The sequence below is a fragment of the Hydrogenophaga sp. 70-12 genome, from assembly GCF_001897365.1.
In the GTDB taxonomy this organism is placed as follows: domain Bacteria; phylum Pseudomonadota; class Gammaproteobacteria; order Burkholderiales; family Burkholderiaceae_C; genus Hydrogenophaga; species Hydrogenophaga borbori.
Map to the genome: position 1 here is coordinate 1 of NZ_MKSS01000330.1, position 10,912 is coordinate 10,912.

10 protein-coding genes are annotated in these 10,912 nt (G+C 71.3%); 6 read left to right on the plus strand and 4 right to left on the minus strand.

Features of this window, described 5'->3' with window-relative positions:
* The 3 genes from BGO22_RS17190 to BGO22_RS17200 all read right to left on the minus strand — a co-directional run.
* A partial coding sequence (locus BGO22_RS17190) for an efflux RND transporter permease subunit (protein ID WP_286851921.1) occupies nt 1-2,648 on the minus strand: 2,648 nt, incomplete at its 3' end.
* Between the two features lie 12 nt (nt 2,649-2,660).
* Nucleotides 2,661-3,851, minus strand: coding sequence for an efflux RND transporter periplasmic adaptor subunit (locus BGO22_RS17195; protein WP_070397951.1), 1,191 nt, complete (start codon nt 3,849-3,851; stop codon nt 2,661-2,663).
* 143 nt (nt 3,852-3,994) lie between these two features.
* Complete coding sequence (locus tag BGO22_RS17200) at nt 3,995-4,492, minus strand: c-type cytochrome (protein WP_070397952.1); 498 nt, start codon at nt 4,490-4,492, stop codon at nt 3,995-3,997.
* Between the two features lie 258 nt (nt 4,493-4,750).
* Here BGO22_RS17200 and BGO22_RS17205 point away from each other — a divergent pair, with 258 nt between their 5' ends.
* A complete protein-coding gene (locus BGO22_RS17205; RefSeq protein WP_070397953.1) occupies nt 4,751-5,479 on the plus strand; it encodes a sigma-70 family RNA polymerase sigma factor in 729 nt (242 codons plus the stop codon).
* Nucleotides 5,480-5,531: 52 nt separating this feature from the next.
* On the plus strand, nt 5,532-6,803 hold the full coding sequence (locus BGO22_RS17210) for an MFS transporter (protein WP_070397954.1): 1,272 nt from the start codon (nt 5,532-5,534) through the stop codon (nt 6,801-6,803).
* A 15-nt stretch (nt 6,804-6,818) separates the two neighbouring features.
* Here BGO22_RS17210 and BGO22_RS17215 read toward each other — a convergent pair whose 3' ends face one another.
* Nucleotides 6,819-7,370, minus strand: a complete 552-nt coding sequence (locus BGO22_RS17215; protein ID WP_254668114.1) for a dihydrofolate reductase family protein — start codon at nt 7,368-7,370, stop codon at nt 6,819-6,821.
* 154 nt (nt 7,371-7,524) lie between these two features.
* On the opposite strand from BGO22_RS17215, the gene BGO22_RS17220 reads away from it, so the two are divergent.
* The 4 genes from BGO22_RS17220 to denD all read left to right on the plus strand — a co-directional run.
* Nucleotides 7,525-8,352 carry a metal-dependent hydrolase gene (locus BGO22_RS17220; protein WP_070397955.1) on the plus strand — a complete coding sequence of 276 codons (828 nt, stop codon included), beginning with the start codon at nt 7,525-7,527 and terminating at the stop codon, nt 8,350-8,352.
* A gap of 89 nt (nt 8,353-8,441) precedes the next feature.
* Nucleotides 8,442-9,212, plus strand: a complete 771-nt coding sequence (locus BGO22_RS17225) for a FadR/GntR family transcriptional regulator (RefSeq protein WP_070397956.1) — start codon at nt 8,442-8,444, stop codon at nt 9,210-9,212.
* Nucleotides 9,209-9,886, plus strand: coding sequence for a class II aldolase/adducin family protein (locus BGO22_RS17230; RefSeq protein ID WP_070397957.1), 678 nt, complete (start codon nt 9,209-9,211; stop codon nt 9,884-9,886). Before BGO22_RS17225 ends, BGO22_RS17230 begins: the two co-directional genes overlap by 4 nt.
* 40 nt (nt 9,887-9,926) lie before the next feature.
* The coding region (gene denD, locus BGO22_RS17235) for a D-erythronate dehydrogenase (protein WP_286851926.1) at nt 9,927-10,912 on the plus strand (986 nt) is incomplete at its 3' end.

Genomic DNA, 10,912 nt, shown 5'->3' on the forward strand with positions numbered 1-10,912 from the left:
AAGTCGCGCGTGAGCCGGTCCTGGTAGCTGAGTTCGGTCCACTCGTAGGTCATGCCGCGCGGCAGCGTGCGCTGCAGCAGGGTCTCGATCTCGCCTTCGGCCTGGGCCGACGAGAAGCCCGGGTTGGGCGCGCCGTTGATGTCGGCCGACGGGTAACCGTTGTAGCGCGTCACGCGCGTGGGACCGAAGCTGGGCTCCACCGTCATGAGCGCGCCCAGCGGCACCATCTCGCCCGCGGCGTTGCGCGTCTTCAGGTTGGTGATGGCCTCGGCGTCGGCGCGGAACGGCGCGTCGGCCTGCACCACCACCTGGTAGGTGCGCCCGAAGCGGCTGAAGTCGTTCACGTAGAGCGAGCCCAGGTTCACCTGCATGGTGTCGTAGATGTCGGCCAGGTGGATGCCCATCTGCTTGGCGCGCGTGCGGTCGACGTTGGCGTAGAGCTGCGGTACGTTGATGTCGTAGCTGGAGAACGGCGTGCCCACGGCCGACTTCGGGTTGGCGTACACCTGCCCCAGCGTGCCCCAGACCGCGCCGTACAGCGCCTGCTCGCCCAGGCCGCCGCGGTCCTGCACCTGCAGCTTGAAGCCGCCCACGTTGCCCAGGCCGTCCACGGCCGGCGGCGGCACCACGAACATGCGCGCGCCCTGGATCTGCTGGATCGCGCCATTCACCTGTCCCAGGATGGCTTCCTTGCTCATCTCGGGCGAGGTGCGCTCCTCGAACGGCGCCAGGCCAAAGAAGATGATCCCTTCGTTCGGCGCGGCCGAGAAGCCCGCGATCGACAGGCCCGGGAAGCCCACCGAGTCGATCACGCCGGGCACCTTGAGTGCGATGTCGGTCATCTCGCGGATCACGGCGTCGGTGCGGTCGATGGAGGCGCCCGCCGGCAGTTGCGCGATGCCGATGAGGTACTGCTTGTCGGGCGCGGGCACGAAGCCGGCCGGGATGCGCGCGAACAGCAGGCCTGTCACCCCCAGCAGCACCGCGTACACCACCAGCGAGACGGTCTTGTGCCGCACGATGTAGCCGACGCGGCGGCCATAGCCTTCGCTGCGGCGGTGGAAGGCGCGGTCGAACCAGCGGAAGAAGCGGCCGAAGACCTTGTCCATGGCGCGCGTCAGCCAGTCGGGCGACTGGTCGTGCGGGTGCAGCATCAGTGCCGACAGCGCCGGGCTCAGCGTGAGCGAGTTGAAGGCCGAGATCACCGTGCTGATGGCGATCGTCACCGCGAACTGCTTGTAGAACTGGCCCGTGAGGCCGGGCACGAAGGCCAGCGGCACGAACACCGCGCACAGCACCAGGGCGATGGCGATGATGGGTCCGGAGACCTCGCGCATGGCCTTGATGGTGGCCTCGCGCGGCGACAGGCCCTCCTCGATGTTGCGCTCCACGTTCTCCACCACCACGATGGCGTCGTCCACCACGATGCCGATGGCCAGCACCAGGCCGAACAGCGTGAGCGTGTTGATGGAATAGCCCAGCAGCAGCAGGAAGGCGAAGGTGCCCACGATGGACACCGGCACCGCCAGCAGCGGGATGAGTGAAGCGCGCCAGGTCTGCAGGAAGACGATGACCACCAGCACCACCAGCGCGATGGCCTCCAGCAGCGTGGCCACGACCTTCTCGATCGAGGTCTGCACGAAGCGCGTGGGGTCGTAGACGATGTCGTACTGCACACCGGGCGGAAAGCCCTTGGACAGCCGCTCCATGGTCTCGCGCACGCTGTTGGACAGCGCCAGCGCGTTCGAGCCCGGGGCCTGGAAGACGGCGATGGCCGCGGCCTCCTTGTTGTTGAGCAGGCTGCGCATCGCGTAGGTGCCGGCCGCCAGTTCCACGCGGCCGACGTCGCGGATGCGGATCAGCCCGCCCGTGGCCGGGTCGGTGCGCACGATGATGTCGGCGAACTCCTCCTCGGTCGTCAGCCGGCCCTGCGTGTTCACCGAGAGCTGGAACTCCGTGCCCTTGGGCGCGGGCGGCGCGCCCACCGTGCCGGCGGCCACCTGCGCGTTCTGCTCGCGGATGGCGCCCACCACCTCGGCGGTGGTGAGGTTGCGCGCGGCCAGCTTGCCCGGGTCCAGCCAGATGCGCATGGCGTAGTCGCCAGCGCCGAACAGGAACACCGAGCCCATGCCGGGCAGGCGCAGCAGGTCGTCGCGCACGTTCATCTGGCCGTAGTTGCGCAGGTACAGCGCGTCGCGGCTGTTGTCCGGGCTCAGCAGGTGCACCACCATCGTCAGGTTGGGACTGCTTTTTTCGGTGGTCACGCCGATCTGGCGCACGATGTCCGGCAGCCGGGGCAGCGCGCGGTTGATGCGGTTCTGCACCGCCGTCTCGGCCGCCTCGGGGCTGGTGCCGATCTTGAACGTGACGGTGAGCGCCATACCGCCGTCGGCCGTGGCCGACGAGTCGTAATAGAGCAGGTTTTCGATGCCGCTGATCTGCTCCTCCAGCGGCGTGGCCACGGTTTCGCTGATGACGCGCGGGTTGGCGCCTGGGTACTGGGCGCGCACCACGATCTGAGGCGGCGCGACCTCGGGGTACTCGGACAGCGGCAGCTGGAAGATGGCCAGCGCGCCGACCAGGAACAGGAAGATCGACAGCACGGCCGCGAAACGCGGCCGGTCGATGAAGAACCGGGAGATGTCCATGCGGGCGCTCCCTTATTGGCCGGGCTGCTGCGGCGCGGCCGAGGTCGGCGGCATGGACGGCGGAGGCAGTGGCATGCCCCTGTCGTCCACCTTCAGCACCTGCGGCTGCACCGGCACGCCGGGCATGATGCGCTGCAGGCCTTCCACCACCACGTTCTCGCCGGGCTTGACCGCGTCGCCCAGCAGCACGCGCATGCCGTCCTGCAGGGCGCCGAGCTGCACCACGCGGAACTGCGGCTGCCCGTCGGCGCCCACCACCACCACGGTCTTGCGGTTCTGGTCGGTGCCGATGGCGCGCTCGGGCACCAGCGTGGCCTGGTAGGGCGCGCTGGTGGTCATGGTCAGGCGCGCGGCCAGGCCGGGCACAAAGCGGCCGTCGCGGTTGTCGAAGCTGGCGCGCAGGCGGATGGCACCGGTCTGCGGGTTCAGGCGGTTGTCGACGAAGTCCAGCGTGCCCTGGTGCGGGTAGCCGGTCTCGTTGGCCAGGCCCAGACGCACCACGGGCTTGGCGTTGCCGGCGGCGCGCACGCGCAGGAAGGTCTGCTCGCTGCCGTCGAAGTAGGCGTACACGCGGTTCGTGGCGGCGATGGTGGTGAGCACCACCTGTTCGTTCACCAGGTTGCCCGCCGTGGCGTTGGCGCGCGACAGCCGCCCGCCGATGGGCGCGCGCACCGCCGTGTAGGCCAGGTTCAGGCGCGCCACGCGCAGGGCGGCCTCGGCGGCCTTGATGTCGGCCTCGCTGGTGCGCGCGCCGGCGGCGAGCTGATCGAACTCCTGGCGCGACACGGCGCGGCTGTCGAGCAGCTTCTGGGCGCGGGCGTACTCGGTCTGCGCCAGCTCGGCGCGCGACTTCGCGGCCGCCAGCTGCGACTCGGCGCGCGCCACCTCGGCCTCGAAGGGGCGCGGGTCGATGGTGAACAGCAAGGCACCGGCCGCGACGCTGGCGCCGTCGGTGAAGTGCACCTTGTCGATGGTGCCGGCCACGCGCGGGCGCAGCTCCACGAACTCGGCCGCTTCCAGGCGGCCGCTGAAGGTTTCGACGTCGGTGACGCTGCGCTGCACCGCGGGCGCCACGCTCACCGGCATGGCCGGTGGCGGCCCGCCCTGCGCGTCGGCGGGGCCGCCGCAGGCCGGCAGAAAGGACAACAGCACGGGGAACAGGACGGCCAGGGCGGGGGTGCGCCCGGGAAACTTGGCTGGCATGGGGGTGCTCCAGAAAATGCCGGCGCCGACGCCCCCGGGTAGGGGGCGTGGCGCTGAGGGAGTTGCGGATTAAGCCGCAATCCCGGGGGAATTGACGAGGGCTTTTCGAGCGCGTGTGGCGGCTCGCCGACACGCCTTGCGGATCACGGTTTGCCGGCTGGCGGCGGCGACGGAAACACCACCACCGGCGTCTTCACGGCCATCCCGGGCGGGGCATAGGCCGGCGCGGCCTGGCCGGCCGGGCCGGCGGCGCGCACGTAGGCGTAGATCGCCTTCAGGTCGGTGTCGGCCATGTCACGCAGAGCGAACCACGGCATGGGCGGGCGCATGGGCTGGCGGGCGCGCTGCAGCCACTGGGCCTCGCTCATCTGCTGGAACTGCTGGCGCAGGTTGCTCGGGTAGGTGGTGCCCCAGGGGCCCTGCAGGCCCACGGCATCGCCGGTGAGCCACTGGGCTTCGGGCACGGCACCCGCGCTGGGGGCGTAGCCGGGGGTGTGGCAGTCGTTGCAGCCGGAGGTCTTGACGAGGTAGCGGCCCAGGGCCACGAGGTCCGTCTCGGGCGGGCGAACGGGGGCCGGGCCATTGGCCAGCGCGGCCGTGGACGCGAACAGGCCAAGGGCCAGCGCGGCGGTGCGGAACATGGAAACACTCCTTCGTTGCGGTGTGCCGGCATTGTTCGCAAGGGGCTCAGTCTTCCGTCCTAAATCTTTCCTAGGCGAAGCTTAAAAAATACCTAAGCGCGGCGGCGGCACCGGAAATGCCCACGGCCTTCGCCGCGTGGTGCTGACAGGGCGCATCCAGCAATCCCCACAGACGGTGGGGCGGCCAGTCCCCAGAATTTCTGCCATGGCCACGCGGCCCTTGAGCCCCGCGTCCAGGCCGCAAAAAGGGACATCCGCATGAGCACCACCGCCTGTTTCGCCGATCCGCGCAACGCCCAGATCCGCCTCTACCAGCCCCTGGTGCGGCGCGTGGCCCGCCACCTGCGCGCCCAGCTGCCGCCCTCGGTCGACGTGGACGACCTGATCCAGGCCGGCATGATCGGCCTGAACGAGGCCATCGGCCGCTGCGACCCGGCCGAGGCCGAGGCCGGCGGGCTGGAGAAATTCGCCATGCCGCGCATCCGCGGCGCCATGATCGACGAGCTGCGCGCGACCGAATGGGCCTCGCGCGGCTGCCGGCAAAGCCGGCGCGACATCGACGAGGCCGCGCAGCGCCTGCAGCAGCGCCTGTGCCGCCGCCCGCACGACAGCGAAATGGCCGCGGAGCTGTGCCTCACGCTCGACGAATACCACGCGCTGCAGGCCAAGCTGCACCGCTCCCAGCTGATGCCGCTGGACGACGCCGGCCTGGTGAGCGAAGAGGACGACGACGGCCTGCACGGCAGCGAGTTCGGCGACAGCACCCACGACCCGCTGAGCGTCCTGGAACAGCAGCGCATGCGCCTGGCCCTGGTCGACGCCATCCAGGGCCTGCCCGAGCGCGAGCAGCAGGTCATGCTCAGGCACTACGGCGAGGACATGATGTTCAAGGACATCGGCCGCGAGCTGGGCGTGAGCGAATCGCGCGTCAGCCAGGTGCACCGCCACGCCATCGACCTGCTGCGCGCCCAACTGCAGGCGCACTGATATATCACCGGCGACAGCGCGCGGCGGCGGCCCGGCGTAGCATCGCCCGGCCATGAAAACACCCCACAGAGACAACACGCCCGCCGATCCCAGCCTCATCGACTCCCGCGCCGCCGCTTGGCGGCTGCTCACCGTGCTGGGCCTGGTCACGCTGGGCAACAGCGGCATGTACGTGGTGGCCGTGGTGCTGCCCGCCGTGCAAACGGAGTTCGGCATCGGCCGCGGCGACGCCTCCCTGCCCTACACCTTGATGATGGTCTGCCTGGGCCTGGGCGGCCTGTGGACCGGGCGCATGGCCGACCGCCACGGCATCACGCCGGTGCTGCGCCTGGGCGCGGTGGCGGTGGCCGGCGGCTTCGCGGCCGCCGCCCTGTCCGGCAACATCTGGACCTTCGGCCTGGCGCATGGGCTACTGCTGGGGCTGCTCGGCAGCTCGGCCACCTTCGCGCCGCTGCTGGCCGACACCGCGCTGTGGTGGCGCAAGCGGCGCGGCATCGCGGTGGCCATCGCGGCCAGCGGCAACTACGTGGCGGGCACGGTGTGGCCGCCGCTGGTGCAGTGGGGCATCGAGACCATCGGCTGGCGCAACACCTACTTCCTGCTGGCCATCGTCTGCGGCACGGGCATGTTCCTGCTGGCCAACCGCATGCGCCAGCGCCCGCCCGTGGTGGTGATGGCCGCGCCCGCCACGCCCGGCGGCGCCGTGCCCGACACCAGCCGCCCCTTCGGCATGAAGCCCGCGCAGGCGCAGACCCTGCTGTGCCTGGCCGGCGTGGGCTGCTGCGTGGCCATGTCCATGCCGCAGGTGCACATCGTCGCCTACTGCGTGGACCTGGGCTTCGGCGCGGCGCGCGGCGCCGAGATGCTCTCGCTCATGCTGGCGAGCGGCATCGTCAGCCGCCTGGTCTCGGGCTGGATCTGCGACCGCATCGGCGGCATCCGCACCCTGCTGCTGGGCTCGGCGCTGCAGTGCGTGGCGCTGCTGCTGTTTCTGCCCTTCGACGGCCTGGTGCCGCTGTACGTGATCTCGGCCCTGTTCGGCCTGTTCCAGGGCGGCATCGTGCCCAGCTACGCCATCATCGTGCGCGAGTACTTCGCGCCGCAGGAGGCCGGCGCCCGCGTGGGCGCGGTGATCATGGCCACGCTGGTGGGCATGGCGCTGGGGGGCTGGATGTCGGGCTGGGTGTTCGACCTGACGGGCAGCTACCGCGCGGCCTTCCTCAACGGGATCGGCTGGAACCTGCTCAACATGGGCATCGCGCTGTTCCTGTTCTGGCGGGTGCGGGGGAGCGGGCCGGGGGTGGCGCGGGGGGCGGCGGCCTGAGGGCGCGCCCTTCATCTATTTCGGCACATACCGCATCGCCACCGCCCCCGAGCCGAATTCCAGCCGGCTCACCAGCTTCAGGTCGACATGCTTCGACAAGCCCGCGAACACGCTCGGGCCATGGCCCGCCAGCCGGGGGTGCACGATGAACTCGTACTCGTCGATCAGCCCCAGCTCCGTCAGGGCCAGCGGGAGCTTCACGCCCCCCACGAACAGCCCCTTGCCCGGGCGCTGCTTGAGCCGCTGAACCAGCGGTCCCAGCTCCCCGCGCACGAGCTCCGCGTTCCAGTCGACCACGTCCAGGCTGTCGGACACGACGTATTTCCGTGCGGCGTCGATCGTCCGGGCGAAGGGGTCCACCGCGTGGGGCCCTGCGGCCGTCCCCGCCGGCGCCCGGAACGCCGACTCCATCAACTCATAGGTCACCCGCCCGAACAGCAGGGCATCGGCCTGCCGGAGGTTCTCCACCGCGTGGCGGTGCAGCTCCTCATCCGCGGGAATGGCGCTGTGGTCGCAGCAGCCGTCCAGCGTGAGGTTGATGGAATACCGAAGGGGTCGCATGGGCATGGTTCAGTCCTCGCTGGGGCGGCCGCCGTTCGACGCGAACGCGGGTTCCGGCCCCCTCTGCACGACGGACCAGCCTTCGCCGATTCGACAGCCCAGCCCGCTTGACAGCCCGTCCGCATGCGCGCACAGTGGTGCGGTACTTGCCTGTACCAACATGACCACCCTCACCATCCGCCGCCTGCTCATCGACCTGGAAACGCCCGTCGCGCGCCACTGGTGCGGCGGCGACGCCTTCCTCACCGCCTGGTTCAACGCCCTGTCCATGAGCTTTCCGGTGGGCGAGCAGTTCTTCATCGACGCCGTGCGGGAGGGCGCCAAGGCCCTGCCCGCCGACCAGCAGGCGCGCTGGGAAGCCGAGATCAAGGGCTTCGTGGGCCAGGAGGCCACGCACCGGCGCATCCACGCCCTGTTCAACGCGCAGATCGAGAAGCACGGCCTGGTGAACGCGTGGGCGCCGCGCGCCGAGTCGCGCATGGTGCTGTTCGAGGGCGCCGATCCCCGCCACCCGCTGGGCGTGACCGCGGCCTACGAGCACTTCACCGCCCTCTTCGCCGAGTGGCTGCTGGCGCACCCCCAGGTGCTGGACGGCAGCGAGCCGCGCCTGCAGACCCTGTGGCTGTGGCACAGCGCCGAGGAGGCCGAGCACAAGAGCACCGCCTTCGACCTGTACCAAGCCTTGGGGGGCGACCACGCCTGGCGCGCGAAATGGATGCGCCGCGTCACCGTTTTCTTCCTCAGCGACGCCCTGCGCCAGACCGTCTCCAACCTGCGGCGCGACGGCACGCTGTGGCGTTGGTCCACCTGGCGCAGCGCCGCGCGGCATCTGCTCGGCCGGCAAGGCCTGCTGAGGACGAACTGGCCGGCCTGGCGGGCCTATTTCCGGCCCGACTTCCACCCGAACCAGCAGCACAGCGAACGCTCGGCCACCTGGCTGCGCGAACACAGCGAGCGCTTCGTGCCGGTCAGCGCCGCCGGTCGCTGAACGCGCGGGCGTCCCGGGTTTTCCCGGGATTTTTTTCGCCCACTCAACTTGTATGATGACCTGATAAGCACACCAATGGCCGAGACACCATGAGCCCCGACAGCGCCGAGCCCCTGCAGGCGCCGCCCCGCCTGACCGACCAGCTGGCGGCCCTGCTGATGCAGCGCATCGAGTCGGGCGAGCTGGGCCCGGACCAGCGCCTGCCCACCGAGCAGCGCCTGGCCGAGCAGTTCGGCGTGTCGCGCACCGTGGTGCGCGAGGCCATCAGCCAGCTCAAGTCCATCGGCCTGCTCACCTCGCGCCAGGGCGCGGGCGTGTTCGTGGCGCCCAGCCACCAGGCGCGCGCCCTGGCCTTCGACCCCACCGTGCTGCATTCCATGGAGGCCGTGCTGCAGGTGGTGGAGGTGCGGCGCGGCCTGGAGGCCGACGTGGCCGAACTCGCGGCGCGGCGCATCACGCCCGAGAAGGCGCGCGCCATCATGAACGCGCTGGCCGAACTGGAAGCCTGCCCGCCCGTGGGCGCGCCCGGCGTGGAGGCCGACCTGCGCTTTCACCGCAGCATCGCCCGCGCCACCGACAACCCGCACTACGAGCGCCTGCTGGGCTTTCTGGAGCAGTACCAGCGCGACGCCATGCGCGTGACGCGCACCAACGAATCTCTGGACAGCGGCTACATGGTGGAGGTGCACCACGAGCACCGCGCCATCGCCGAGGCCGTGTGCCGCGGCGACGTCGCCGCCGCGCGCGAGGCCGCCACGCGCCACATGGCCAACGCCGCGCACCGCATCGAGCACGCCTCGCCGCCCGTGCGCCGCGCCCTGGACGCGCTGCTCAAACCCACCCTGTCCCGCCCCGAATGAGCGACGCCTTCCCCCCCGCCCAGCAGGCCTGCCGCGACGAGATCGTGCGCGTGGGCGCCTCGCTGTTCCTGCGCGGCTATGCACATTCCACGGCCGGCAACATCAGCCTGCGGCTCGACGCCTCGCAGGGCGGCGGCTTCCTCATCACCCCCACCGACGCCTGCCTGGGCCACCTGCGCCCCGAGGCCCTGGCCTGGGTGGGCGAAGACGGCCACCAGCGCGGCGGCGAGCGCGCCAGCAAGACCCTGGCCCTGCACCGCCAGATCTACGACGCCGCGCCCGAGGCCCGCTGCGTGCTGCACACCCACAGCACCCACCTCGTGGCGCTGAGCCTGCAAGGCGTGTGGACCGAGCAGGACATCCTGCCGCCGATCACGCCCTACCAGGTGATGAAGGTCGGCCATGTGCCCCACGTTGCCTACCGCGTGCCCGGCGACCCCGCCGTGGCCCACGAGGTGGCGGGCCTGATCGCCCGGGCCGAACAGCCCTTGCGCGCCGTGATGCTCGAACGCCTGGGCCCCGTCGTGTGGCACCAGGGCCCCGCGCAGGCCATGGCGCTGCTCGAAGAACTGGAGGAGACCGCGCGCCTGTGGCTGCTCTGCTCCCCCCGCCCCGCCCTACTGAACGACGCGCGCGTCGACGAGCTGCGCCAACGCTTTGGCGCCCCCTGGTAAGGCCCGCCAGCACAGCCCCATCCGCCCACCGCTTCACCGCATGAACATCCTCATCACCGGCGGCGCCGGTTTCCTGGGCAGCCGCCTCGCGCGCGAGCTGCTGCAACGCGGCCGGCTCGCCGGCCGCCCCATCGACAGCCTGATGCTGGCCGACCTGTTCGCGCCCAGCGATGCCGCGCTCACGCGCGACCCGCGCGTGCGGTCCCTGGCCGGCGACCTGATGGACAGCCTGCCCACCCTGTTCGCCCAGCGCTGGGACGCGGTCTTTCACCTCGCCTCGGCCGTGTCCGCCGAGTGCGAGGCCGACTTCGACCTCGGCCTGCGCGCCAACCTGGACACCACGCGCGCCCTGCTCGACGCCTGCCGCCGCCAGACCGCCGACGGCCACGCACCGGTCCTGTTTTTCTTCTCCAGTTCGGTCGCCGTCTACGGCAGCGACCCGGCCCTGCCCCTGCCCGCGGTGGTGGGCGACGACACCCTGCCCACGCCGCAGTCCAGCTACGGCGTCCACAAGTTCGTGTGCGAGCAGCTGGTGGCCGACTACACCCGCAAGGGCCACATCGACGGCCGCGCGGCACGCCTGATGACGGTCTCGGTGCGGCCCGGGCGGCCCAACGGCGCGGCCTCGGGCTTCCTGTCGGGCATGCTGCGCGAGCCCCTGGCCGGCCTGCCCAGCAACTGCCCCGTGCCGCTGGACACGCCCGTGGCGCTGTCCTCGCCGGCCACCACCGTGGCCGGCATCATCGCCGTGGCCGAGGCCAGCCGCGAGGCCTTCGGCGGGCGCACCGCCATCAACCTGCCGGCGCTGAGCCTGCGCGTGCGCGACATGCTGGACGCGCTCGGCGACTTCGCCGGCCCCGAGGCCGCCGCGCTCGTGGGCCATGAGCCCGACGCCGCCACCGCGCGCATCGTCGCCGGCTGGCCCGCGCGCTTCGACAGCCCGCGCGCCCGCGCCCTGGGCCTACAGGCAGACCCCGATTTCCATGCCGTCCTGCGCCAGTACGCTCAGGACCACCCCGATGCCGT